Origin of the sequence: Streptomyces sp. NPDC048507 (assembly GCF_043199995.1) — a bacterium.
GTDB lineage: Bacteria > Actinomycetota > Actinomycetes > Streptomycetales > Streptomycetaceae > Streptomyces.
Genome location: NZ_JBICWZ010000003.1, coordinates 763,341 through 789,508, shown reverse-complemented (window position 1 = coordinate 789,508; position 26,168 = coordinate 763,341). Strand labels below are relative to the sequence as shown.

The 26,168-nt window shown below is 68.7% G+C and carries 19 protein-coding genes; 13 read left to right on the top strand and 6 right to left on the bottom strand.

Annotated elements, in window-relative coordinates:
• Window positions 1-146: 146 nt before the first annotated feature.
• The 4 genes from rplJ (at window position 147) to ACGFXC_RS12710 (ending at window position 9,226) form a co-directional block, all read left to right on the top strand.
• Window positions 147-677: a 50S ribosomal protein L10 gene (rplJ, locus tag ACGFXC_RS12725; RefSeq protein WP_266574556.1), complete on the top strand. Its 531-nt coding sequence runs from the start codon at window positions 147-149 to the stop codon at window positions 675-677.
• Window positions 678-787: 110 nt separating this feature from the next.
• On the top strand, window positions 788-1,171 hold the full coding sequence (rplL, locus tag ACGFXC_RS12720; RefSeq protein ID WP_393712119.1) for a 50S ribosomal protein L7/L12: 384 nt from the start codon (window positions 788-790) through the stop codon (window positions 1,169-1,171).
• 575 nt (window positions 1,172-1,746) lie between these two features.
• Entirely contained in the window at window positions 1,747-5,229 is a 3,483-nt protein-coding gene (gene rpoB, locus ACGFXC_RS12715; protein ID WP_351821582.1) for a DNA-directed RNA polymerase subunit beta, read from the top strand.
• Window positions 5,230-5,326: 97 nt separating this feature from the next.
• Entirely contained in the window at window positions 5,327-9,226 is a 3,900-nt protein-coding gene (locus tag ACGFXC_RS12710) for a DNA-directed RNA polymerase subunit beta' (RefSeq protein WP_393712117.1), read from the top strand.
• 70 nt (window positions 9,227-9,296) lie between these two features.
• Here ACGFXC_RS12710 and ACGFXC_RS12705 read toward each other — a convergent pair whose 3' ends face one another.
• The 6 genes from ACGFXC_RS12705 to ACGFXC_RS12680 all read right to left on the bottom strand — a co-directional run bounded on the left by ACGFXC_RS12705 (window position 9,297) and on the right by ACGFXC_RS12680 (window position 17,606).
• Window positions 9,297-10,226, bottom strand: coding sequence for a M48 family metalloprotease (locus tag ACGFXC_RS12705; RefSeq protein ID WP_393712115.1), 930 nt, complete (start codon window positions 10,224-10,226; stop codon window positions 9,297-9,299).
• 5 nt (window positions 10,227-10,231) lie between these two features.
• Complete coding sequence (locus tag ACGFXC_RS12700; protein ID WP_393712114.1) at window positions 10,232-11,263, bottom strand: hypothetical protein; 1,032 nt, start codon at window positions 11,261-11,263, stop codon at window positions 10,232-10,234.
• A gap of 16 nt (window positions 11,264-11,279) precedes the next feature.
• Window positions 11,280-13,421, bottom strand: coding sequence for a hypothetical protein (locus ACGFXC_RS12695; RefSeq protein WP_393712112.1), 2,142 nt, complete (start codon window positions 13,419-13,421; stop codon window positions 11,280-11,282).
• Window positions 13,418-14,191 carry a hypothetical protein gene (locus ACGFXC_RS12690; RefSeq protein ID WP_393712111.1) on the bottom strand — a complete coding sequence of 258 codons (774 nt, stop codon included), beginning with the start codon at window positions 14,189-14,191 and terminating at the stop codon, window positions 13,418-13,420. The genes ACGFXC_RS12695 and ACGFXC_RS12690 overlap by 4 nt, the downstream gene beginning before the upstream one ends.
• Window positions 14,192-14,301: 110 nt before the next feature.
• The gene (locus ACGFXC_RS12685) at window positions 14,302-15,009 is read right to left on the bottom strand and encodes a Crp/Fnr family transcriptional regulator (protein WP_393712109.1); all 708 of its coding nucleotides are present in this window, start codon (window positions 15,007-15,009) and stop codon (window positions 14,302-14,304) included.
• 104 nt (window positions 15,010-15,113) lie between these two features.
• Window positions 15,114-17,606 carry a YfhO family protein gene (locus ACGFXC_RS12680; protein WP_393712107.1) on the bottom strand — a complete coding sequence of 831 codons (2,493 nt, stop codon included), beginning with the start codon at window positions 17,604-17,606 and terminating at the stop codon, window positions 15,114-15,116.
• Window positions 17,607-18,006: 400 nt separating this feature from the next.
• Here ACGFXC_RS12680 and rpsL point away from each other — a divergent pair, with 400 nt between their 5' ends.
• The 9 genes from rpsL (at window position 18,007) to rplW (ending at window position 26,144) form a co-directional block, all read left to right on the top strand.
• Complete coding sequence (gene rpsL, locus ACGFXC_RS12675; RefSeq protein WP_007265893.1) at window positions 18,007-18,378, top strand: 30S ribosomal protein S12; 372 nt, start codon at window positions 18,007-18,009, stop codon at window positions 18,376-18,378.
• Window positions 18,379-18,380: 2 nt separating this feature from the next.
• Window positions 18,381-18,851: a 30S ribosomal protein S7 gene (rpsG, locus tag ACGFXC_RS12670; protein WP_007265894.1), complete on the top strand. Its 471-nt coding sequence runs from the start codon at window positions 18,381-18,383 to the stop codon at window positions 18,849-18,851.
• A gap of 39 nt (window positions 18,852-18,890) precedes the next feature.
• Complete coding sequence (gene fusA, locus ACGFXC_RS12665; protein ID WP_393712104.1) at window positions 18,891-21,020, top strand: elongation factor G; 2,130 nt, start codon at window positions 18,891-18,893, stop codon at window positions 21,018-21,020.
• A 150-nt stretch (window positions 21,021-21,170) separates the two neighbouring features.
• On the top strand, window positions 21,171-22,364 hold the full coding sequence (tuf, locus tag ACGFXC_RS12660) for an elongation factor Tu (RefSeq protein WP_281204230.1): 1,194 nt from the start codon (window positions 21,171-21,173) through the stop codon (window positions 22,362-22,364).
• Between the two features lie 222 nt (window positions 22,365-22,586).
• Entirely contained in the window at window positions 22,587-23,735 is a 1,149-nt protein-coding gene (locus ACGFXC_RS12655) for a hypothetical protein (protein WP_393712102.1), read from the top strand.
• A 463-nt stretch (window positions 23,736-24,198) separates the two neighbouring features.
• On the top strand, window positions 24,199-24,507 hold the full coding sequence (gene rpsJ, locus ACGFXC_RS12650) for a 30S ribosomal protein S10 (RefSeq protein WP_003948644.1): 309 nt from the start codon (window positions 24,199-24,201) through the stop codon (window positions 24,505-24,507).
• Window positions 24,508-24,521: 14 nt separating this feature from the next.
• Window positions 24,522-25,166 carry a 50S ribosomal protein L3 gene (rplC, locus tag ACGFXC_RS12645; protein ID WP_007265899.1) on the top strand — a complete coding sequence of 215 codons (645 nt, stop codon included), beginning with the start codon at window positions 24,522-24,524 and terminating at the stop codon, window positions 25,164-25,166.
• 4 nt (window positions 25,167-25,170) lie between these two features.
• A complete protein-coding gene (gene rplD, locus ACGFXC_RS12640; protein WP_030008466.1) occupies window positions 25,171-25,821 on the top strand; it encodes a 50S ribosomal protein L4 in 651 nt (216 codons plus the stop codon).
• Complete coding sequence (rplW, locus tag ACGFXC_RS12635) at window positions 25,821-26,144, top strand: 50S ribosomal protein L23 (RefSeq protein ID WP_030154694.1); 324 nt, start codon at window positions 25,821-25,823, stop codon at window positions 26,142-26,144. Before rplD ends, rplW begins: the two co-directional genes overlap by 1 nt.
• Window positions 26,145-26,168 lie beyond the last annotated feature (24 nt).

Genomic DNA, 26,168 nt, shown 5'->3' with positions numbered 1-26,168 from the left:
CGAGCGGACGTCCTGCGCAGGTGTTCGAGGAAAGTTCCCGGAATTCATTTCGGTCGAGCTGTGCCCCGTGCGCCACGCGCCGGGGCGTTTTGTTTGTCCAGCCCCTTCTGAGCGGTCCTCATCACCCGGAAGGAGGCCGACGCTCTATGGCAAGGCCCGACAAGGCTGCTGCGGTAGCCGAGCTTGAGGACCAGTTCCGCAGCTCGAACGCCGTTGTGCTGACCGAGTACCGGGGTCTCACCGTTGCGCAGCTCAAGACGCTGCGTCGTTCGCTCGGTGAGAACGCCCAGTACGCCGTGGTGAAGAACACGCTGACCAAGATTGCGGCCAACAACGCCGGGATCACCTCGCTCGACGACCAGTTCACCGGTCCGACGGGCGCCGCCTTCATCACCGGTGACCCGGTGGAGTCGGCGAAGGGTCTTCGTGACTTCGCCAAGGAGAACCCGAACCTCATCATCAAGGGCGGTGTCCTTGACGGTAAGGCGCTGACCGCCGATGAGATCAAGAAGCTCGCGGACCTCGAGTCCCGCGAGGTTCTGCTCAGCAAGCTGGCCGGCGCGTTCAAGGGCAAGCAGTCCCAGGCTGCCTCGCTCTTCCAGGCGCTGCCGTCGAAGTTCGTCCGCACTGCGGAAGCGCTTCGCGTCAAGCTCGCCGAGCAGGGCGGTGCCGAGTAATTCGGCTCGCGCACTGATCTACGCCGCCTAGTGCGTGGGTCGTAGCGGGCCGTTACGCCCGCCTCTCAATACATCCGGCACCTGCCGAATTAGTGGAAGGATCGCCCATCATGGCGAAGCTCTCTCAGGACGACCTCCTCGCCCAGTTCGAGGAGATGACCCTCATCGAGCTCTCCGAGTTCGTGAAGGCCTTCGAGGAGAAGTTCGACGTCACCGCCGCCGCGGCCGTCGCCGTTGCCGCCCCGGGTCAGGGTGGCCCCGCCGCCGAGGCCGCCGAGGAGCAGGACGAGTTCGACGTCATCCTCACCGGTGCCGGCGACAAGAAGATCCAGGTCATCAAGGTCGTGCGCGAGCTGACCTCCCTGGGTCTGAAGGAAGCCAAGGACCTCGTTGACGGTGCCCCGAAGCCCGTCCTCGAGAAGGTCGCCAAGGAGGCCGCTGACAAGGCCGCCGAGGCCCTCAAGGCTGCCGGCGCTGGCGTCGAGGTCAAGTAACACCTCAGGGGCCCTCTGAGGCCCCTTCCAAGGGCGATCACCCGTAAGGGTGGTCGCCCTTTGGCGTACCCGCAGTGCCTGACTTGCCCTGGTCTCGTTGGGGAGTAGGGTGATCATCGTTGCTCCGGAGCAGGGTCCCGAGATGATCCGCTCGGAGCACGGGGCCTTGACGAACGGCCAGCGGCGCGCAATTCTCAGAGCCGTCGCCAGCTCGGTCGGTCCGATCCGGGATCCGAGGCATGGATCGACTACGAAGAGGGCAGTACTGATACGCGCTCTGTATGCGAGGGCGTCGCTAGCGTGGGACGCAGGGTTGGTTCGAAACAACATGGGGAAGGCCTGTTGCCGGTTTCCGGAAACCTGGTCTGGACATCAGTGAGCCGAGTGGCTACACTGACCCTTTGCGCTGCCTGTTAGCTGACCCCTGCCCGTCGCCAGGGTCATGCCCACGCTTGAGCACACCTGATTGATACGCCCTGACCTGGTCTTTCCGGCCGGCTGGGGGGAGTCCGTCTTCTGTGTCGGCTGGGACCGGTACGCGCGTAGTGAGTCCGAGCCCTCGGAAGGACCCCCTCTTGGCCGCCTCGCGCAACGCCTCGACCAATACGAACAACGGTGCCAGCACCGCCCCGCTGCGCATCTCCTTTGCAAAGATCAAGGAGCCCCTCGAGGTTCCGAACCTCCTGGCGCTGCAGACCGAGAGCTTTGACTGGCTGCTCGGCAACGCCGCCTGGAAGTCCCGCGTCGAGTCGGCTCTTGAGAGTGGACAGGACGTCCCCACCAAGTCCGGTCTGGAAGAGATCTTCGAGGAGATCTCGCCGATCGAGGACTTCTCCGGGTCGATGTCGCTGACCTTCCGCGACCACCGTTTCGAGCCGGCGAAGAACTCTGTCGACGAGTGCAAGGACCGCGACTTCACGTTCGCGGCGCCGCTGTTCGTCACGGCCGAGTTCACGAACAACGAGACCGGAGAGATCAAGTCTCAGACGGTCTTCATGGGCGATTTCCCGCTCATGACCAACAAGGGCACCTTCGTCATCAACGGCACCGAGCGTGTCGTCGTGTCGCAGCTCGTCCGCTCCCCCGGTGTCTACTTCGACTCCTCCATCGACAAGACGTCCGACAAGGACATCTTCGCGGCCAAGATCATCCCGTCCCGGGGTGCCTGGCTGGAGATGGAGATCGACAAGCGCGACATGGTCGGTGTCCGCATCGACCGCAAGCGCAAGCAGTCCGTCACCGTCCTCCTGAAGGCTCTCGGCTGGACCACCGAGCAGATCCTCGAGGAGTTCGGCGAGTACGAGTCCATGCGCGCCACCCTGGAGAAGGACCACACCCAGGGCCAGGACGACGCGCTCCTCGACATCTACCGCAAGCTGCGTCCGGGCGAACCGCCGACCCGCGAGGCCGCTCAGACGCTGCTCGAGAACCTCTACTTCAACCCGAAGCGCTACGACCTCGCCAAGGTCGGCCGCTACAAGGTGAACAAGAAGCTCGGCGCCGATGAGCCGCTGGACGCCGGTGTGCTCACCACCGACGACATCATCGCGACGATCAAGTACCTCGTCCGCCTCCACGCGGGCGAGACCGAGACCATCGGTGAGTCGGGCCGTTCGATCGTCGTCGAGACCGACGACATCGACCACTTCGGCAACCGTCGTCTGCGCAACGTCGGCGAGCTCATCCAGAACCAGGTCCGCACGGGTCTGGCTCGTATGGAGCGCGTCGTCCGCGAGCGGATGACGACCCAGGACGTCGAGGCGATCACGCCGCAGACCCTGATCAACATCCGGCCGGTCGTCGCCTCCATCAAGGAGTTCTTCGGCACCAGCCAGCTGTCGCAGTTCATGGACCAGAACAACCCGCTGTCGGGTCTGACCCACAAGCGCCGCCTGTCGGCGCTGGGCCCCGGCGGTCTGTCCCGTGAGCGGGCCGGCTTCGAGGTCCGAGACGTCCACCCGTCGCACTACGGCCGCATGTGCCCGATCGAGACCCCCGAAGGCCCGAACATCGGTCTGATCGGCTCGCTCGCGTCCTACGGCCGCGTCAACGCGTTCGGCTTCGTGGAGACCCCGTACCGCAAGGTCATCGACGGTGTCGTCACCGACGACGTCGACTACCTGACGGCCGACGAGGAAGACCGCTTCGTCATCGCCCAGGCCAACGCCGGCCTGTCCGAGGACATGCGCTTCACCGAGAACCGCGTGCTGGTCCGCCGTCGTGGCGGCGAGATCGACTACATCGCCGGCGACGACGTCGACTACATGGACGTCTCCCCGCGCCAGATGGTGTCCGTCGCGACCGCGATGATCCCCTTCCTGGAGCACGACGACGCCAACCGCGCCCTCATGGGCGCGAACATGATGCGCCAGGCCGTTCCGCTCATCAAGGCGGAGGCGCCGCTCGTCGGCACCGGCATGGAGTACCGCTGTGCGGTCGACGCCGGTGACTCGATCCGTGCGGAGAAGGACGGTGTCGTCCAAGAGGTCTCGGCCGACTACATCACCGTCGCCAACGACGACGGCACGTACACCACGTACCGCGTCGCGAAGTTCTCCCGCTCGAACCAGGGCACCTCGGTCAACCAGAAGGTCATCGTCAACGAGGGCGACCGGATCATCGAGTCCCAGGTCCTCGCCGACGGTCCCGCGACCGAAGAGGGCGAAATGGCCCTCGGCAAGAACCTGCTCGTCGCGTTCATGCCCTGGGAAGGTCACAACTACGAGGACGCGATCATCCTGTCGCAGCGCCTCGTGCAGGACGACGTCCTCTCCTCGATCCACATCGAGGAGCACGAGGTCGACGCCCGTGACACCAAGCTGGGCCCCGAGGAGATCACCCGGGACATCCCGAACGTCTCCGAGGAGGTCCTCGCCGACCTCGACGAGCGCGGCATCATCCGCATCGGTGCGGACGTCGTCGCCGGCGACATCCTGGTCGGCAAGGTCACGCCCAAGGGCGAGACCGAGCTGACCCCGGAAGAGCGCCTGCTCCGCGCGATCTTCGGTGAGAAGGCCCGCGAGGTGCGCGACACCTCGCTCAAGGTCCCTCACGGTGAGATCGGCAAGGTCATCGGTGTCCGCGTCTTCGACCGCGAGGAGGGGGACGAGCTTCCCCCGGGCGTGAACCAGCTGGTCCGCGTCTACGTCGCCCAGAAGCGCAAGATCACCGACGGTGACAAGCTCGCCGGCCGCCACGGCAACAAGGGTGTCATCTCCAAGATCCTTCCGATCGAGGACATGCCCTTCCTGGAAGACGGCACGCCGGTCGACATCATCCTGAACCCGCTGGGTGTCCCGTCCCGAATGAACCCGGGACAGGTCCTGGAGATCCACCTCGGCTGGCTCGCCAGCCGCGGCTGGGACGTCTCCGGCCTCGGCGAGGAGTGGGCCGAGCGTCTGAAGGTCATCGGGGCCGACCGCGTCGAGCCCGGTACCAACGTCGCCACCCCGGTGTTCGACGGTGCCCGTGAGGACGAGCTCGCCGGCCTGTTCGAGCACACCATCCCGAACCGCGACGGTGACCGCCTGGTCCTCCCGTCCGGCAAGGCGCGCCTGTTCGACGGCCGCTCCGGTGAGCCGTTCCCGGACCCGATCTCGATCGGGTACATGTACATCCTCAAGCTCCACCACCTGGTCGACGACAAGCTCCACGCCCGGTCGACCGGTCCGTACTCGATGATCACGCAGCAGCCGCTGGGTGGTAAGGCACAGTTCGGTGGTCAGCGCTTCGGTGAGATGGAGGTGTGGGCGCTCGAGGCTTATGGCGCCGCTTACGCCCTCCAGGAGCTCCTGACCATCAAGTCCGATGACGTCACCGGCCGCGTGAAGGTCTACGAGGCCATCGTCAAGGGCGAGAACATCCCCGAGCCGGGCATTCCCGAGTCCTTCAAGGTGCTCATCAAGGAAATGCAGTCGCTCTGCCTCAACGTGGAGGTGCTGTCCTCGGACGGCATGTCCATCGAGATGCGCGACACCGACGAGGACGTCTTCCGCGCGGCGGAGGAGCTCGGTATCGACCTGTCCCGGCGTGAGCCGAGCAGCGTCGAAGAGGTCTGACGGGCCTGACGGGGGGCTCGCTCAAGAGCCCCCCGTCATCCCCGGGACCGTTCAGACCATGATTGAGACTCGACCCCGAAAGAGGGATTGACGCACAGTGCTCGACGTCAACTTCTTCGACGAGCTGCGGATCGGCCTTGCCACCGCGGACGACATCCGAACCTGGTCGCACGGCGAGGTCAAGAAGCCGGAGACCATCAACTACCGCACGCTCAAGCCCGAGAAGGACGGACTCTTCTGCGAGAAGATCTTCGGTCCGACCCGGGACTGGGAGTGCTACTGCGGCAAGTACAAGCGTGTCCGCTTCAAGGGCATCATCTGCGAGCGCTGCGGCGTCGAGGTCACGCGCGCCAAGGTGCGTCGTGAGCGGATGGGCCACATCGAGCTTGCCGCTCCCGTCACCCACATCTGGTACTTCAAGGGCGTCCCGTCGCGCCTGGGCTACCTGCTGGACCTCGCGCCGAAGGACCTCGAAAAGGTCATCTACTTCGCCGCGTACATGATCACGTTCGTCGACGACGAGCGCCGCACCCGCGACCTCCCGTCGCTGGAGGCGCACGTCTCCGTCGAGCGCCAGCAGATCGAGAACCGCCGTGACGCGGACCTCGAAGGCCGTGCCAAGAAGCTCGAGACCGACCTGGCCGAGCTCGAGGCCGAGGGCGCGAAGGCCGACGTACGCCGCAAGGTGCGCGAAGGTGCCGAGCGCGAGATGAAGCAGCTCCGTGACCGCGCCCAGCGCGAGATCGACCGCCTCGACGAGGTGTGGGCCCGCTTCAAGAACCTCAAGGTCCAGGACCTCGAGGGCGACGAGCTGCTCTACCGCGAGCTGCGCGACCGCTTCGGTACGTACTTCGACGGCTGCATGGGCGCCGCGGCGCTGCAGAAGCGTCTGGAGTCCTTCGACCTCGACGAGGAGGCCGAGCGCCTCCGCGAGATCATCCGTACCGGCAAGGGCCAGAAGAAGACCCGTGCGCTCAAGCGCCTCAAGGTCGTCTCCGCGTTCCTGCAGACCAGCAACAAGCCCAAGGGCATGGTTCTGGACTGCGTGCCGGTGATCCCGCCGGACCTGCGTCCGATGGTGCAGCTGGACGGTGGCCGCTTCGCGACCTCCGACCTGAACGACCTGTACCGCCGCGTGATCAACCGCAACAACCGCCTGAAGCGCCTTCTCGACCTCGGTGCCCCCGAGATCATCGTGAACAACGAGAAGCGCATGCTCCAGGAGGCCGTCGACGCCCTCTTCGACAACGGTCGTCGTGGTCGTCCGGTGACCGGTCCCGGCAACCGTCCGCTGAAGTCCCTGAGCGACATGCTCAAGGGCAAGCAGGGTCGATTCCGTCAGAACCTCCTCGGCAAGCGCGTGGACTACTCCGCGCGTTCCGTGATCGTCGTCGGTCCGCAGCTGAAGCTGCACCAGTGTGGTCTGCCCAAGGCCATGGCGCTGGAGCTCTTCAAGCCGTTCGTGATGAAGCGCCTGGTGGACCTGAACCACGCGCAGAACATCAAGTCGGCGAAGCGCATGGTCGAGCGCGGCCGCACGGTCGTCTACGACGTCCTCGAAGAGGTCATCGCCGAGCACCCGGTCCTCCTGAACCGTGCGCCCACGCTGCACCGCCTCGGCATCCAGGCCTTCGAGCCCCAGCTGGTCGAAGGCAAGGCCATCCAGATCCACCCGCTCGTCTGCACCGCGTTCAACGCGGACTTCGACGGTGACCAGATGGCCGTGCACCTGCCGCTCTCCGCGGAGGCGCAGGCCGAGGCCCGCATCCTGATGCTGTCCTCGAACAACATCCTGAAGCCGGCCGACGGCCGTCCGGTCACGATGCCGACCCAGGACATGGTCCTCGGTCTGTTCTTCCTGACCACCGACGGTGAGCTCCGTGACGTCAAGGGCGAGGGCCGCGCGTTCGGCTCGACCGCCGAGGCGATCATGGCGTTCGACGCCGGCGAGCTCGCGCTGCAGTCGGCCGTCGACATCCGCTTCCCGGTGGGCACCATCCCGCCGCGCGGCTGGGTGGCGCCGGTCGCCGAAGAGGGCGAGCAGGAGTTCCAGCCGGGCGACAGCTTCCGTCTGAAGACGACCCTGGGCCGCGCGCTCTTCAACGAGCTGCTGCCCGAGGACTACCCGTTCGTCGACTACTCGGTGGGCAAGAAGCAGCTCTCCGAGATCGTCAACGACCTGGCGGAGCGCTACCCCAAGGTCATCGTGGCGGCGACGCTCGACAACCTGAAGGCGGCCGGCTTCCACTGGGCGACCCGTTCGGGCGTCACCGTGGCCATCTCCGACGTCGTCGTTCCCGAGGCGAAGAAGGAAATCGTCGCGGGCTACGAGGCCAAGGACGAGAAGGTCCAGAAGCAGTACGAGCGCGGTCTGATCACCAAGGAAGAGCGCACGCAGGAGCTCATCCAGATCTGGACGCAGGCGACCAACGAGGTCGCCGAGGCGATGAACGCGAACTTCCCCAAGACGAACCCCATCTTCATGATGGTTGACTCGGGTGCCCGAGGAAACATGATGCAGATGCGACAGATCGCCGGTATGCGTGGTCTGGTGTCGAACGCGAAGAACGAGACCATCCCGCGTCCGATCAAGGCGTCCTTCCGCGAGGGCCTCACCGTTCTGGAGTACTTCATCTCCACGCACGGTGCCCGTAAGGGTCTGGCGGACACCGCCCTGCGTACCGCCGACTCGGGTTACCTCACCCGTCGTCTGGTGGACGTCTCGCAGGACGTCATCATCCGCGAGGAGGACTGCGGCACCGAGCGCGGCCTCAAGCTCAAGATCGGTGTCAAGGACGAGGCGGGTGTCCTGCGCAAGGCGGACGACGTCGAGACCTCCGTGTACGCCCGCATGCTGGCCGAGGACGTCGTCATCGACGGCAAGGTCATCGCGCCGGCGAACGTGGACCTCGGTGACGTGCTCATCGACGCCCTCATCGCGAACGGCGTCGAGGAGGTCAAGACCCGCTCGGTCCTGACCTGCGAGTCCGCGGTCGGCACCTGTGCCTTCTGCTACGGCCGCTCGCTGGCCACCGGCAAGCTGGTCGACATCGGTGAGGCGGTCGGCATCATCGCCGCCCAGTCCATCGGTGAGCCCGGCACCCAGCTGACGATGCGTACCTTCCACACCGGTGGTGTGGCCGGTGACGACATCACGCAGGGTCTGCCGCGTGTCGTCGAGCTCTTCGAGGCCCGTACCCCGAAGGGTGTCGCCCCGATCTCCGAGGCCGCCGGCCGCGTGCGGATCGAGGAGACCGAGAAGACGAAGAAGATCGTCATCACGCCCGACGACGGCAGCGAGGAGACGGCGTTCCCGATCTCCAAGCGCGCCAAGGTCATCGTGCACGAGGGCGACCACGTCGAGGTGGGCCAGAAGCTCACCATGGGTGCCACCAACCCGCACGACGTGCTGCGCATCCTCGGCCAGCGTGCCGTCCAGGTCCACCTGGTCGGCGAAGTCCAGAAGGTCTACAACTCGCAGGGCGTGTCGATCCACGACAAGCACATCGAGATCATCATCCGGCAGATGCTGCGCCGCGTGACGATCATCGAGTCCGGCGACGCGGAGCTCCTGCCGGGCGAGCTCGTCGAGCGCTCGAAGTTCGAGACCGAGAACCGTCGCGTGGTCACCGAGGGCGGTCACCCCGCCTCCGGCCGTCCGCAGCTGATGGGTATCACCAAGGCCTCGCTGGCGACGGAATCCTGGCTGTCGGCCGCCTCCTTCCAGGAGACGACCCGAGTCCTGACGGATGCGGCGATCAACGCCAAGTCCGACAGCCTCATCGGCCTCAAGGAGAACGTCATCATCGGTAAGCTCATCCCGGCCGGTACGGGCCTCGCCCGCTACCGCAACATCCGGGTCGAGCCCACCGAGGAAGCCAAGGCCGCGATGTACTCGGCCGTCGGTTACGACGACATCGACTACTCGCCCTTCGGCACCGGCTCCGGCCAGGCTGTCCCGCTGGAGGACTACGACTACGGCCCGTACAACGGCTAAGTCGCAGCAGAGCACCAACCGCAGGGCGGTCACCCGACAGGGTGGCCGCCCTGCGGCGTTGTGCGGTGCCTCACAGATGGCGCCGGAGGTGGTGCAGGCGGGTGCGGTGGTCGGGGTGGGAGGCGAGGAGCAGCCTCAGGAGCCCTGTCCCGTCCTCCTCGGGCTGCTCCACGAGCACCCGGACGAGATCCGGGCCGAACCCCAGCACGGCGGCGTACCGATCCGCCCGCAGCTCGGTGCGGCGGCTGACGGCGGCGATGAGGAACGGCAGGGACGCCAGGAGCATCGGCAGCCCGAAGGTGAGGACCAGGACCCGGCAGGCGGCCAGGGCGAGGAGCACGGCCGACAGCACGACCGCGTAGCCCGGCACGCTCCGGACCGTTTGCCGGACCGAACGAGCCGCTGCGGCCAGGGCCCGCCAGGCGATCCTGCCGGGGAGGGCGTACCACCAGACGAGCAACTGTGCCCAGGAGTGCCCCGCCGTGTGGTGTCCGAGCTCGTGGGCGAGGACCGCCGCCAGCTGTGACGTCGGCAGGGTCTCCAGCGCCCGCCTGGTGATGATGACGAGGTGGCCGCCGGCGCCCGAGGCCATCAGCTCCTCGCCCTCCTCGATCCAGAGCCGGTAGCGGCCGCCGTCCACCCCGGCACGGGCCGTCACCTCGCGCCACACGGGTGCCAGCACGGAGAGTTCGTCCGGCAGGGGACGCCCGAGCCGCAGCAGGTACCGGGCGAGCAGGGCTTCGGTGGGCCGGTGGAAGGCGAGGGCCCCGGCCGCCAGCCACAACCCGAGGGGTATCCCGTACGGGAGTCCGGTGGCGGACTGCAGCCCGCGGGCCGCCAGACAGGTGAGGAGCAGGCCGAGCAGCGCGCCGGGCAGGTGCAGGGCGAGGCGGCCGACGGCCGCGAGGTCGGTGGCGCGGTTCCGGGCCCGGTAGTGGACCCGGGTACCGGGAGTGTGTCGGTAGTCGAGGTCGTCGCCGTGACCGGAGTCCTTGTCCACGGCCGTCACCCCTCGGCCGGGTCGACGGGTGTCCGTCCGTAGCCGGGCGGCAGGTCCCTGGTGGGAGGTCCGTCGGCTGCCGAGCCGCCGGCGTCCGTGGAGGTGCCGGGGAAGCGCTGGGTGAGCACCTCGGTCAGCGCGCGGACGGCGTGCCTGCGGGGTTCGGCCAGCTCGTGGGTCTCGGCCTCCGCCGAGTCGAACAGCTTCGTGACCAGCTCCAGCTGCTTTTCGACGAGTTGCCGCTGGTCCTCCCGCAGGTTGGCCATGACCTCCTGTCCCGCTCCTGGGTGCCGGCTCAGGTACCAGGCCGAGGCCCTGATCCCACCCTGTTCCAGGTAGTCCTCGTACAGGCCGACCTTCTCGGACTGGAGCCGCAGGAGGGCGGCCTCCCGCTGTTCGGCGGCGGCGTCCGTGTCCCTCCCGAGCACGTCGCCGAGGATCTTCGCTTCGGCCTCCTGACCGATGGCCTGGAGCCGGATCTGGTGGGCGATCGCCTGCTGGTTGCGGCGCAGCCGCAGGGTCCAGGACGTCGTGAGGCCGGCCGCGGCCCCCAACTGCGGCCAGCCGGCAGCGGATCGCAGCAGTTCCGCTTCGGCGACGGCGCTGTCGGTGACGGCGTGCAGTCGTACGAGATCCCGTGAGCGCCGTTCGAGCTCGTTGCGCAGCAGCCGCGGCACGTCGCGTTCCCCGCTGCGGACGAAGGCGACCGGATCGGCCACCTGCCAGCGGAACTCGGCCTCGGCCTGGAACTCCAAGGCGTCGTTGGAACTGGGCAGCGCCACCTCGTCGCGGACGAGGTGGACTCCCAGGTCCACCTCGTACACGGCGCTGTAGCGGGTGGTCGCTCTGGGCCGGCGGGGCGGGCGGAACTCCACGTGATCGCCCTCGTGGGTCGCGTAAACCAGACAGTGGTCGAAGTGGGTGTGGCGCTTGCGGCGCAGGTCCCAGCGGGCGAGTTGGCGGACGCTGATGACCGGGTCGGTCAGCTCCGTGTGCCGGTCGGCGGCCTGCAGCCAGTCGAAATGTGCGGGGGACATCTGGGGCTCCTTGGGGTCAGGCCCGGTACAGGGCCGTGAGGAGGTCGTCGGCCGAGGCCGGGCGCGGGCCGCCGTCGTCGCCGCGGACCGTCCGCAGGAGGTGCTGGATGCGCTGTCGCGCCGTGGTGTCGTCCGCCAGCTTCGGAAGCAGGTCGGCGAGGGCCCAGGACGTGGCGACGTCCCGGTCTGCCGCGAGGATCCAGGCCCGGAGGACATCCAGCGCCTCGGTGGTGAACGACGGGTCGCCGAGGCAGGCCCTCCACAGCCTGGGGATCCCGTGGGCGGCGGGTGTTCCGTCGAGGCGGGCCTGCCGGTAGGTACGCAGGACGAGAGGCATGTCGGGTGCTTCTTCCGCCGTGCGCCGGCAGGCGCCGAGGAACCCGGCCACGGAGATCTGGAACACCGAGCGGTGGTCGTCCAGGGTCCGCAGGACTTCGCAGAGCACGTCCTCGGCCTTCTCGGAGAGCAGCAGGAGCTCGATCGACTGGGCGATCTCGCTCTCCAGCGGCCCCGGCCCGGACTCGTCGGGGACGTACTGTTTGCGGGCCTGCACGCGCAGCGCGGCGAGCGCCTCGCGGGCACGTTCGGCCCCCAGCAGGCCCTGTACGCGGATGCCCACCCAGGAGAGGTTCGGGTCGTTGTCGGCGGTCCAGCTGTCGGTGATCCGCAGGATGTTCGGTGCTCCCACACGGTGCGCCAGAGTCAGGGCGCTGACCGCGCCGACCCGCTGCTGGGCGTTGCGGGACACGGCCCAGGGCTCGATGACCAGGGCCATCGCGGACGGCAGGTCGGTGAAGGCGAGCGCCCCCACGGTGGCCGCGGCCCGGGTGCGGACGAAGGGCCGGCCGTCGACGATGAGCTTCCCGAGCCAGGCGACCAGCGCGGGACGGGCCGAGGGGTGCCCCGTCCAGACCTCGCGCAGCAGGACGAAGGCGGTGCGGCCGTCCAGGAACTCGGCCTTGAGCTGTTCCACGGGACCCCATTCGGTCATCTCCCGGTCGGGGTAGGGCCGGGCGCGGGCCGTCCTCAGCCGGTTGAGGATGTGGGTGCCGAACACGGGGACGGCCTTGGGCAGGCCGGAGTTGACGGTGGCCTGGAGCTCCTGGAACAGGAGGTCGCTGAGCTCGGCGGTCAGGGCGTACGGGCCGGCGTCGAAGGCGGCGAGAGCGATGAGGAAGGCCTTCTCCCGCAGGTGGAGCGTGTCCTCGTCCGCCTCGAACCATTCGCGCACCTGTTCGTCCAACAGTCCGGCCGTGGTGTCGCGGAGATCCTCTTCCCGGATCTCTCCTGACGCCAGGCGCAGGAGCTGACGGCTGAAGGCGACCACCTCGCGGGGCTGGTGGGCCCGGGGGAGGAACTGGCGTACCTCGGCCAGACACAGCAGTCTGCGAGCGGTGGCCTCACCGGCCGCCCGGTCCAGATGGGAACGCATCAGAGTCCCGGCATCGGGTGGGGTCCAGGGCCGGGTGCGGACGTCGTCCTCGGTCCAGGGCCGCAGACCGGTGGTGATCACGAGGTGGCCGTCGTGCGTGCGCAGGTGGTCGCGGAGCGACAGGACGTGCGTCTCGCGGAGCGGTGCGGTGCGGGAGGTGACCAGGTCGCACAGCACGTGACCGGGGGCCGCGCCCTTCTGGACCTGCTCCAGGAGCGCTCCCGGGGTCGTCTCGCGGTCGAGTGCGTGCACCGGGGTCGCACCTGCCCGTCGCAGCAGCATCAGGGCGGCGGTGCGGCGCCCGCTGAAGGGAACTCCGGTCAATACCAGGACTCGCTCTTCGCGGAGCCGCTCCAGGAGCTCCTCGAAGGGGGTGTCTCCGGCGACGAACGTGAGGGCCAGCCGGTCCAGCTCCGAGGCCGGGACTTCCCCCGAGGCACGGGTGGGTCCGGAGGAGCCGTGGTAGTGGTGTTCGGTCCTGGTGACGTTGCCGTTGATGGCGCCCGCCACGACCCCGCTGTTCCGTCCGGTGAACCGGGCGGAGGCCGGGGCGTGGCGGTCGATGTCCCGCCGGGTGTCCCAGGCCCGTTGTGGCGGGGCCTCTTCCGGGTGGAGGGCGCCCTTTTCGTCGGGGCCCTGCTTCGAGTCGTCCTGTTCCGCGGGCGCGGCCGGTCCGCCCGGGTCGGCCTTGGCCTCGGCCGCCCCGCCCGGGGCCGGGGTGCTCATCGGCCGTCACCCTTGGCCCCGTGGAAGGTGACGCCGCCGTTGATCACCCCGCCCTGGATCATCGGCCCGCTGATCTGACCCGTGACCACCCCGCTGTTCGTCCCGTGGAACTCCACCGAGCCGCCGCCAGCGGGGGACGTCCGGTCCTGTGCGGGTGCGGGCGCGAGGTCCTGCGCGGGCGCGGCGGCGCCGGCTGCCGCGGGCGGGCGGCCGTGGAGCCAGGCCTTCAGGGGACCGTTCTTGCTCTCCACCGTCACGGGGTGGAAGGAATCCGCCGGGACGCCCTGGTGGTCGTGGCGCACGATCCCCGCGTGCACGGATTCGGACACGCACAGGGCGATGTCCGAGCTCCCCTCCCGCAGCGCGGCCCGTAGGGCGTCCGCGTCCAGGAGGCGGCACGCCTGGTTGAGGTCGGTGCCGACCCAGCCGTCGATGGCGTCGACGCTGACGAATCCGGTGGCCACCACCGCACGCAGCCTGATCTGGGCCGTGCGCGAAGCCATCCGGTTGACCTCCCTCAGGCGCGCCGGAGCCTCGGTGAGCACGACGCGCAGCAGGAGCGGCAGCGAGGCGTTCGCATCGATCATCACGAGAACCCCGTCGCCCCGGTCGGCCCGCAGATGGAGGGTCTGGTCGATGCCGGCCGACTGCAGCACGCGTTCGACCACGTCGTAGAGCATGCGCCGCAGGTACGTCTGTTCCACGTCGTCGCGGTCGCTGAACTTCTCGATGTCGAGCAGGAGAAGAGTGCGGTTGAGCGGGTGCGTCATGGCTGCCTCTCGGGGGTTGCGTTCCGGGTGCCGCACCAGGGTGTGGGCGCAGGAGACCGCGGTGTGAGGGCAGATGACGCACTGCGACTGTGACCGTGTGCACTGAGGGCTCAGATGTCGAGCCGGCAGATCCTCCGCAGGACGTCCGGCCGGGCGATCACCACCGTGCGGCGTCCGGTGGCGACGACGCCCCGGTCGCGGAGTTCCTTGAGCGCGCGCTGGACCATCTCGCGTGACGCCCCGACCGCCCCCGCCAGCTCCTGCTTGGTCAGCGGCACGGCGATCTCCACTCCGTCCGTGCCGCGACGGCCGTGGGTACGGGCCAGGTCGAGCAGCAGCGTTGCCAGGCGCTCGCGCACGCTCATGGACGCGTGTGCCAGCTGCCGCCGGTCCGATGCCCGCGTGCGTTCGGCCGTCAGCCCGAGGAGCGTGAAGGCGGCCGCGGGGCAGCCGGCCAGGAACTCGCGGAACGCCCGGTGGTCGATGGCCACCGCCCGGACGTGTTCCAGCGCCGTGACCGTGGCCGACCGGGGCCCGCCCGTGACGGCGGCCGATTCCCCGACGATGTCACCGGGCCCGCGCAATGCCAGCAGGGCCTGGTATCCGGTGGCCGCCGAGGCGGTGACCTTGGTCCAGCCGGTGAGGAGGAGCAGGACGTGCGTGGACGGCTCGTCCTGCTGGATCAACGGGGAGCGTGGAGCGAACCGCAGCTCGCGGCCCAGTTTGCGTAACGCCGTGGCGTCCTCGTTCTCCAGGCGGGCCAGGAACGGGACGCGGTCGTCCAGTCCTCCCTCGCCCGGGAGGTATGCCGGATCCATGTGGCCCCCCGATCGATCGCGGGCGGTCAATCTACTCACCGGGGGGCCTGCGGTCTGCGCAAACGCCGGTATTGGGCTCCCGGCGGCTGGTCTCGGTCGGCGCCTCAGCGCCGGTGGCGCAGGCGGCGGCGGAGGTGGGGGGTCAGGGGGACGGCGAGGAGGGCGAGGAGGGCCAGGGCGGCGGCGGCGAGGCCGGGGGCGAGGCCCTTCGGGGTGAAGGTGCAGGAGACCTTGTCGGTGCCCGGGGTGAGGGGGACCGCGAGCAGGCCGTGGAAGGGGCGCAGCGGGGCGTTGCACTGCCAGCCCGGGACGGCGGTCGTGGCGAGGACGGCGGTGCCGGTGGCGCCCCGCGGGAGGGTGGCCTCGATGCCGTGGCCCCCCGCGGTGACCTTCGTGGCGCCGGTGTCGGTGAGGTGGGCCACCGCCGCGTCCAGGGCGGGCCGGTCCAGGCAGCCGATGGGGTGGGGGCCGGCGGTGGCGCCGCGGGTGTGGGTGTCGACGGTGACCTCCAGGCGGCCCGACGCGGGGACCGGGCCCAGCGGGAGGACGCCGCTCATGCGGTCCTCCAGGGGGCGCCGGTGGCCGTCGGTGCGCAGGGTTCCGAAGAGCTCGGGGGAGTACCAGTAGGCCTCGGAGCCCGGGGTGCACTGGGCGGCGTACGTCTGGGCGGTGCCGGTGCCGCCGCGGGTGACCTCGGGGACCCGGTAGACGGTGGCGCCGAGGACCGTCTCCTGACGGGCGTAGACGCTGTCCGCCGGGTTGGGGGAGGCGTACGGGGTGGCGGGGCGGACCGTGACCAGGGGCGGGGCCGGGAACTTCGAGCCCGTCCAGGTGCGCGGGGCGGTGCCGGGGCGGACGCGGGCGCCGATCGAGAAGATCGCGTCGAGCACCGGGTTGTCGGCGCCGAAGAAGGTCCGGCCGTCGTTCTTGAAGCCGTAGCCCAGCGGCTCCAGGGCCTGGTACGTGGCCTCCGGGAGGTAGCTGCTGTAGTACTGCGGGCCCTCCGCCCGCAGGGCGAGGGCGTCGTTGTACGAGGTCTGCGGCGCGCCCGAATCCGTCCGGTAGGCGGGCCAGCCGTCCACATCCCGGACCGCCTCGAAGTGCCGGGTGATCGACTGGCTGGAGGTGGCGGCGGGCTTGGCCCAGCGCTCGCGGGCCCGGCGGGCGTCGGCGTTGGCGGCCGCGGCGGTGGACTCGGCGAAGACGACGGCGACCATCAGGACGGCGGCGACGGGCACGAGGAAGCGCCGCTTCTCGCCGAGCGCGAGCAGGGTCAGGGCCAGCAGCGAGAGGGCGCCGCCGCCGAGGACGGCCGGCCAGGTCCAGCCGCCGAAGTCGTTGGTGTGGCGCAGCACGAACGTGGCCGCGACCAGCAGGGCGGCGGACAGCGCCAGGTGCAGCGGGCGCGGCCGGTGGGCCAGCGCCAGCCAGGCCACGATGACGACCATCGCGCTGAACACGAAGGTCTCGCGGTACGGGTTGCCGTTGGGGACGGCCAGCCCGTGCCACACGAACTGGGTCGGCGGGAACTGGAAGGAGACGGCCACGAGCACCGTCGCGGCCGCCCACACCAGCCGGGTGCGCTTCGCGACCGCCGCATTGAGCAGGAAGCTGCCCGCCAGGATCAGCCCCAGGGAGGCGACGTAGAGCCGGGGCCGGCCGCCCCAGAGGTGGGTGGCCGGGAGCATCCCGGCCAGGAACACCTCGATCCGCACTGGGTCGAAGGCGGCGGCCTTGGTGGGCTGCGCGGCGCCGCTGGAGAGGAACGACGGCAGGAGCAGCGGCAGGGTGAGCATGATGCCCACGGCCGCCGCGGAGGCGGCCCGCCACACGGCGCGCAGCCGCTGCGCGCCGGTCAGGTCCAGGGTGATCAGCCGGATGGCGAGCAGGACGCAGGCGGCCATCGTGGCCATCATCGCGGTGTAGAAGTTCCCGAACCAGGCGAGGGCGACGAACAGCGCGACCCCGGGCCAGCGCCGCTGCTCCAGGCACCATTCGACGGCGATCCCGAGCAGCGGCAGCGCGACCAGGCCCCACAGCCACATCGGGATGTACGAGGCGTCGCTCAGGGCCCATCCGCACAGCCCGTACGTGGCCCCGAGCACGCCCCGCTGCCACCAGGGGCCGGGGTGGAGCTTGCCGAGGTAGACGGTCATGAGGGCGGCGGCGGTGCCCATCGTGACCGGGGTGACGGCGAAGACGGCCAGGTCTACGTGGTCGCGGGGGACCAGCACGGCCAGCCAGGAGAACGGGTTGCCGAGGTAGGTGTAGTAGTCGGAGAGGAACTGCTGTCCGAAGCCGCCGCTCCAGGTGAACAGGACGTCACCGGAGGCCTGGCCGTGGACCAGGTCCCACAGGGCCCGGTGGAAGGGCACGTACTGGTTGGCCTGGTCGTTGATGGCCCGGCCGGCGGTCCCGAAGGGGAAGCTGCCGCGGGCCGCCCAGGCCGCGCAGAAGGCGCCCGAGGTGACGAGGAAGGCCAGCAGGGGCCCGTAGAGGCGGGCCAGCCGCCCCGCGCGGCGGTCGGGGGCGGGTGCCGGGCCGCCGCCGGGGGGCGGGGTGTCCGCCGTCGTCGGCTCCGTGCTGACCGTCCCCAATGTCCCGCTCCTGGCGCTCGTACGTATTTGGTCTGACTCGCTGGGATTCGCTGGAAGTGTAGTTCGCCCGCTCTACCACGCCGGTGCGCGGACCGCACGCCCGCCCCGGCTCGGGGGCCCCTCGCCCGTGCGGCGCCTGACCTCCGGGCCCTCCGGGGCCGGGGGGCCGGGGCTTATGTTTTGACCGGAGTGGATGCGGTGGGTACGCTCAGACCTTGTGCCTGGGGTGTGCCTGGGCTCCCGTGCGTGTCCATCAACCGCACGCGAGCCGCATCGGCCACCGCGATCCATGCGTTTCCGTGCTTGCGCGGAGGTCCGCCGGATCCGACACACCCGACCGCGTGGGTCGGCAAAGTTCCAGGTTAGCTTCACTACACGGCACACAGAAACCGGAGAAGTAGTGCCTACGATCCAGCAGCTGGTCCGGAAGGGCCGGCAGGACAAGGTCGAGAAGACAAAGACCCCCGCGCTTGAGGCTTCGCCCCAGCGTCGTGGCGTCTGCACGCGAGTGTTCACGACCACCCCGAAGAAGCCGAACTCGGCGCTCCGTAAGGTCGCGCGTGTGCGTCTGACCTCCGGCATCGAGGTCACGGCCTACATTCCGGGCGAGGGACACAACCTGCAGGAGCACTCGATCGTGCTCGTGCGTGGTGGCCGTGTGAAGGACCTGCCGGGTGTTCGTTACAAGATCATCCGCGGTGCGCTTGACACCCAGGCTGTCAAGAACCGCAAGCAGGCCCGCAGCCGCTACGGCGCCAAGAAGGAGAAGTAAGAATGCCTCGTAAGGGCCCCGCCCCGAAGCGCCCGGTCATCATCGACCCGGTCTACGCATCTCCTCTGGTGACGTCGCTCATCAACAAGATCCTGCTGAACGGCAAGCGCTCCACCGCCGAGCGCATCGTCTACGGCGCCATGGAAGGCCTCCGCGAGAAGACCGGCAACGACCCGGTCATCACGCTGAAGCGCGCGCTGGAGAACGTCAAGCCGTCCCTCGAGGTCAAGTCCCGCCGTGTCGGTGGCGCGACCTACCAGGTTCCGGTCGAGGTCAAGCCGGGTCGCCAGTCGACCCTGGCGCTCCGCTGGCTCGTGGGTTACTCCCGCGCCCGCCGCGAGAAGACCATGACCGAGCGCCTGATGAACGAGCTTCTCGACGCTTCGAACGGCCTCGGTGCGGCCGTCAAGAAGCGTGAGGACACGCACAAGATGGCCGAGTCCAACAAGGCCTTCGCGCACTACCGCTGGTAGTCCCACCCCACATCGAGACCGAGAGAAGACCGAAGCCTTATGGCTACCACTTCGCTTGACCTGGCCAAGGTCCGCAACATCGGGATCATGGCCCACATCGACGCGGGCAAGACGACCACCACCGAGCGCATCCTGTTCTACACCGGTGTGTCGTACAAGATCGGTGAGGTCCACGACGGCGCTGCCACGATGGACTGGATGGAGCAGGAGCAGGAGCGCGGCATCACGATCACGTCTGCCGCGACGACCTGCCACTGGCCGCTCGAGGACGTCGACCACACCATCAACATCATCGACACCCCGGGTCACGTTGACTTCACCGTCGAGGTGGAGCGTTCGCTCCGCGTCCTCGACGGCGCCGTCACCGTGTTCGACGGTGTCGCCGGTGTGGAGCCGCAGTCCGAGACTGTCTGGCGTCAGGCGGACCGCTACGGCGTGCCGCGCATCTGCTTCGTCAACAAGCTCGACCGTACCGGTGCCGAGTTCCACCGCTGCGTCGAGATGATCGAGTCCCGCCTCGGCGCGGTCCCGATCGTCATGCAGCTGCCGATCGGCGCCGAGGCCGACTTCCAGGGTGTCGTCGACCTCGTCACCATGAAGGCGTTCGTCTGGTCCGCCGAGGCGACCAAGGGCGAGATGTACGACATCGTCGACATCCCCGCCACGCACACCGAGGCCGCCGAGGAATGGCGCGCCAAGCTGGTGGAGCAGGTCGCCGAGAACGACGACCAGCTCATGGAGCTGTTCCTGGAGGGCGTCGAGCCCACCGTCGAGCAGCTGCACGCCGCCGTGCGTCGCATCATCATCGGTTCCGGCAAGGGCTCGGGCGCCACGATCACCGCGGTGTTCTGTGGCACGGCGTTCAAGAACAAGGGCGTCCAGCCCCTGCTCGACGCCGTCGTCCGCTACCTGCCGTCGCCCCTGGACATCGAGGCCATCGAGGGCCACGACGTCAAGGACGCGGAGCTGGTCGTGAAGCGCAAGCCGTCCGACGAGGAGCCCCTCGCGGCGCTGGCGTTCAAGATCATGAGCGACCCGCACCTCGGCAAGCTCACCTTCGTCCGGGTTTACTCGGGCCGCCTGGAGGCCGGCACCTCGGTGCTGAACTCCGTCAAGGGCAAGAAGGAGCGCATCGGCAAGATCTACCGCATGCACGCGAACAAGCGTGAGGAGATCGACGCGGTGGGCGCCGGCGACATCGTCGCCGTCATGGGCCTGAAGCAGACCACCACCGGTGAGACGCTGTGTGACGACAAGGCACCCGTGATCCTGGAGTCCATGGACTTCCCGGCTCCGGTCATCCAGGTCGCCATCGAGCCCAAGTCCAAGGGTGACCAGGAGAAGCTGGGTGTCGCCATCCAGCGTCTCGCGGAGGAGGACCCCTCCTTCCACGTTCACTCGGACGAGGAGACGGGCCAGACCATCCTCGGCGGTATGGGCGAGCTGCACCTCGAGGTGCTGGTCGACCGTATGAAGCGCGAGTTCAAGGTCGAGGCCAACGTCGGCAAGCCGCAGGTCGCCTACCGCGAGACCATCCGCGCGACGGTCGAGCGTCACGACTACACCCACAAGAAGCAGACCGGTGGTACCGGTCAGTTCGCCAAGGTGCAGATCGCGATCGAGCCGATCACGGACGCCGACGGTCCGGCGTACGAGTTCGTGAACAAGGTCACCGGTGGCCGTGTGCCGAAGGAGTACATCCCTTCGGTCGACGCCGGTGCGCAGGAGGCCATGCAGTTCGGCATCCTGGCCGGCTACGAGATGACGGGCGTCCGCGTCACGCTTCTCGACGGCGGCTACCACGAGGTCGACTCCTCCGAGCTCGCGTTCAAGATCGCCGGTTCGCAGGCCTTCAAGGAGGCCGCGCGCAAGGCGTCCCCCGTGCTCATGGAGCCGATGATGGCCGTCGAGGTCACCACGCCCGAGGACTACATGGGTGACGTCATCGGCGACATCAACTCCCGCCGTGGCCAGATCCAGGCCATGGAGGAGCGCCACGGCGCTCGCGTCGTGAAGGGCCTCGTGCCGCTTTCGGAGATGTTCGGCTACGTCGGAGACCTCCGCAGCAAGACCTCGGGTCGCGCCAGCTACTCGATGCAGTTCGACTCCTACGCCGAGGTTCCCCGGAACGTCGCTGAGGAGATCATCGCGAAGGCCAAGGGCGAGTAACTCTTCCGAGTACACGCTTTAGGCTTGCCACCGGAGCCTCAGGGGCAACAGGAGCAACCCTCCCGTTGCCCCGGGGGAACCGGCTATCCAGCAAAGATCACCTGGCGCCGATGATTCAAGGCGTACAGAACCACTCTCAGGAGGACCCCCGTGGCGAAGGCGAAGTTCGAGCGGACTAAGCCGCACGTCAACATCGGCACCATCGGTCACATTGACCACGGTAAGACGACCCTCACGGCCGCCATTACCAAGGTGCTGCACGACAAGTACCCGGACCTGAACGCGGCTTCGGCCTTCGATCAGATCGACAAGGCTCCTGAGGAGCGCCAGCGCGGTATCACCATCTCCATCGCGCACGTCGAGTACCAGACCGAGGCGCGTCACTACGCCCACGTCGACTGCCCGGGTCACGCGGACTACATCAAGAACATGATCACCGGTGCCGCGCAGATGGACGGTGCCATCCTCGTGGTCGCCGCCACCGACGGCCCGATGCCGCAGACCAAGGAGCACGTGCTCCTGGCCCGCCAGGTCGGCGTTCCGTACATCGTCGTCGCCCTGAACAAGGCCGACATGGTGGACGACGAGGAGATCCTGGAGCTCGTCGAGCTCGAGGTCCGTGAGCTCCTCTCCGAGTACGACTTCCCGGGCGACGACCTGCCGGTCGTCCAGGTCTCGGCGCTCAAGGCGCTCGAGGGCGACAAGGAGTGGGGCGACAAGCTCCTCGGCCTGATGGACGCCGTCGACGAGGCGATCCCGACCCCGCCGCGTGACACCGAGAAGCCCTTCCTGATGCCCGTCGAGGACGTCTTCACGATCACCGGTCGTGGCACCGTCGTCACCGGCCGCATCGAGCGTGGTGTCCTGAAGGTCAACGAGACCGTTGACATCATCGGCATCAAGCAGGAGAAGACCACCACCACGGTCACCGGCATCGAGATGTTCCGCAAGCTGCTCGACGAGGGCCAGGCCGGTGAGAACGTCGGTCTGCTCCTCCGTGGCATCAAGCGCGAGGACGTCGAGCGCGGCCAGGTCATCATCAAGCCCGGTTCGGTCACGCCGCACACCGAGTTCGAGGCCGCCGCGTACATCCTGTCGAAGGACGAGGGTGGCCGTCACACCCCGTTCTTCAACAACTACCGCCCGCAGTTCTACTTCCGTACCACGGACGTGACGGGCGTTGTGACCCTCCCCGAGGGCACCGAGATGGTCATGCCCGGTGACAACACCGACATGACGGTCAACCTCATCCAGCCCGTCGCGATGGAAGAGGGCCTGAAGTTCGCCATCCGTGAGGGTGGTCGTACCGTGGGCGCCGGCCAGGTCACCAAGATCACGAAGTAATTTCGTGCTCTGACCCGGTCGTCCGTGCGAGCGGACACCATGCATGACGGAAGGGCCCCTTCCCACCGCTCCGGCGGCGGGGAGGGGCCCTTTCCGCATGTCCGGGGCGCGTAGCGGCCGATGGGGACGACGAGGGTGTCAGTGGCGTGTGAGACGCTCGCACCGCATGTACAGGGGGCGCCTCCGGGCGCGGCAGGAACGTTTCACGGGGTGGGGCAGGGAATGGCACAGCAGGACGACGGACCGCGCGTGTCCGACGAGGAGTGGCAGCGGTTCGCCGAGCAGGCGGGGCAGCGGAGCGCGGACGCGCCGAAGGAACCGTCCGCGCGGGCGCGGATGGTGACGGAGCGGCTGCGGCGCGAGGACGAGGAACGGCGCCGGGCGGCGGGCCGCTTCGGCCGCGGCCGGGCCGCCGCGGCCGGGCCGCCGGGATGGCGCACCGGGCCGGACGCGCCGGGCCGCCGGAGCAAGGGGCGGCGGCTCAAGGCGGCCGCCGCGATCGTGCTCATCGCGGGGCTCGCGCTGGTCGCCCTCCGGCCGGAGCTGCTGATCGACCGGCTGACGGGCGAGAGCACGGCGCGCGAGCGGGCCGCGGCGGCCGGGCCGCTGCCGGCGGAGTCCGTACGTCCGACCGCGGCCCCGGGGGACGTCCGGGCGGAGCGGCCGACGCTCGCCGAGCCGTTCCGGGGGTCCCCGGCCCAGCGGTGGGCCGAGGGCGCCGCCGCCATCGAGGTGCCCGCGGCGGCCGCCGTGGCCGGGCTGGCGCCGGAGCGGGTCGCGGACGCGCTCGCGCGGGCGAAGGCCTTCCTGGTCTCCGCGAACCTGGACCCGGCGGTCCTGCGGGGCGGCCGGCCGCAGGCGGCGCTGGCGCTGCTGGACCCGGCGCAGCCCGATGTGGCGCAGAAGGCGGAGCGCTCGCTGGCGCAGTCCGGCTCCGGGGACGACGCCGCCAAGCTGTTCACCCGCTTCGACCCGGCCGAGGTCCGGCCCGTCGGCGACGTGGTCAAGGTGCGCGGCAGCATGCGCGCGGAGGCGGGGGAGCCGGGGGAGCTCCTGGTGGTCACCGACTACACCTTCGTGCACCCGATGACGCGGGCGGACGGCAGCGTGCAGCGCACGATCGTGCGCCGGCAGATCACCTTCTCGGTGCTCGACCCGGCGCGCTGGCGGGCCACGGCGGGGAAGCTCCAGCTGCACACGTACAAGGCGGAGTGGTCGAACGTGCGCTGCGGGGCGGCCGGGGGATTCATGCATCCGGACTTCGGGCAGGACGGGCCGGACGGAACGCCGGGCTCCGGACCGGCCGCGGACCCGTACGACCGCAGCGGCGAGATCCGCGGCGGGGACTGCGGGACCATCACGCGGTCCTGACCGGCCTGACCAGGGATCCCCGTCGCGCGCCGGGGTTTGACGTGATCGCGCGGCGGGGTATTCTCTTCGGCCCGATTGGCCAGGTACGTGTCTCGTATGGCAGACTACTCAAGTTGCTCGGTTGAGTGCCGATGCTGTGCGCCTCCCGCCGGGAGGACCGGAAGCGAGTCCCACAGTACTCGTCGTCCTTAATCTGCCCCTCGGGGCAGCAATGAGGACGGACGTACGGGAATCTTCTGGGAAGTGTCAGCACGGTGCCCACCAGGCACTCGGCGGGTGTTTCTCCCCCGATGCGCGGTCCGGGACCGCATCCCCTTGGACGAGGGAATTTCCGTATGGGAATTTTCTGTAGAGGGAGTGCGACACGCCCGACCGCGTGGGTCGGAGGAAAGACTGCGGGATCCATCCCGCGGCCCACCGGGAGCCAGAGCGTTCCACATACAGACAGGACTACGGAGTAGCCATGGCGGGACAGAAGATCCGCATCCGGCTCAAGGCCTACGACCACGAGGTCATCGACTCCTCGGCGAAGAAGATCGTCGAGACGGTGACCCGCACTGGTGCGTCGGTCGCAGGCCCGGTGCCGCTGCCCACTGAGAAGAACGTGTACTGCGTCATCAAGTCGCCGCACAAGTACAAGGACTCGCGCGAGCACTTCGAGATGCGCACGCACAAGCGCCTGATCGACATCCTCGACCCGACGCCCAAGACCGTTGACTCGCTGATGCGCCTGGACCTTCCGGCCGGCGTTGACATCGAGATCAAGCTCTGAGAGGCGTCGAGAAGATGGCAAAGCAGATCAAGGGCGTCCTGGGCGAGAAGCTCGGCATGACCCAGGTCTGGGACGAGAACAACCGTGTCGTCCCGGTCACCGTGGTCAAGGCCGGACCCTGCGTCGTTACCCAGGTCCGTACGAACGACATCGACGGCTACGAGTCGGTCCAGATCGCCTTCGGCGAGATCGACCCGCGCAAGGTGAACAAGCCCCTCAAGGGCCACTTCGCCAAGGCCGACGTCACCCCCCGCCGCCACCTGGTGGAGCTCCGCACCTCCGACGCCAGCGAGTACACGCTCGGCCAGGAGATCACTGCTGAGGTGTTCGAGTCCGGCGTCAAGGTTGACGTCACGGGCAACAGCAAGGGCAAGGGCTTCGCCGGTGTCATGAAGCGGCACAACTTCCGGGGCCTCGGCGCCGGTCACGGTGTGCAGCGCAAGCACCGCTCCCCCGGTTCGATCGGTGGCTGCGCCACCCCTGGGCGTGTCTTCAAGGGCATGCGCATGGCCGGTCGTATGGGCAACGAGCGCGTCACCACCCAGAACCTGACCATCCACGCGGTTGACGCGGAGAAGGGTCTGCTGCTCATCAAGGGCGCGGTCCCCGGTCCGAACGGCGGCCTCGTCCTGGTCCGTACCGCGGCCAAGGGGGCTTGAGGTAATGAGCACCATTGACATCCTTTCGCCGGCAGGCGACAAGGCCGGTACCGTCGAGCTCCCCGCGGAGATCTTCGACGCGAAGACCAGCGTTCCGCTGATCCACCAGGTCGTTGTCGCTCAGCTGGCTGCTGCCCGTCAGGGCACGCACAAGACCAAGCGTCGTGGCGAAGTCCGTGGTGGTGGCCGCAAGCCGTACCGCCAGAAGGGCACCGGCCGCGCTCGCCAGGGTTCGACCCGCGCTCCGCAGTTCGTCGGCGGTGGCGTCGTCCACGGCCCGCAGCCGCGTGACTACTCCCAGCGGACCCCGAAGAAGATGAAGGCCGCCGCCCTCCGCGGTGCCCTCTCGGACCGTGCGCGTCACTCCCGCATCCACGTCGTCACCGGCGTGGTCGAGGGTGCCGCCTCCACGAAGGCCGCCAAGACGCTGTTCGGCAAGATCTCGGAGCGCAAGAACCTGCTCCTGGTCGTCGAGCGCGCCGACGAGGCCGCGTGGCTGTCCGCCCGCAACCTGCCCCAGGTCCACATCCTGGAGCCGGGCCAGCTGAACACGTACGACGTGATCGTCTCTGACGACGTGGTCTTCACTCAGGCCGCTTTCGAGTCCTTCGTGTCTGGCCCCAAGGCCGATGAGACCGAAGGGAGCGACGCCTGATGTCTGAGGCGACCGTTACCAGCAAGACCTTCACTGACCCGCGCGACCTGCTGATCAAGCCGGTTGTCTCGGAGAAGAGCTACGCGCTGCTGGACGAGAACAAGTACACGTTCATCGTCGCGCCTGGCTCCAACAAGACCCAGATCAAGCAGGCCGTCGAGGCGGTCTTCGGGGTCAAGGTCACCGGGGTCAACACGATCAACCGTCAGGGTAAGCGCAAGCGCACCAAGACCGGTTTCGGCAAGCGCGCTGACACCAAGCGCGCCATCGTGACCCTCGCTGAGGGCGACCGAATCGACATCTTCGGCGGCCAGGCCTCCTAACGGAGGTCTAGTCGTCCGGAATCG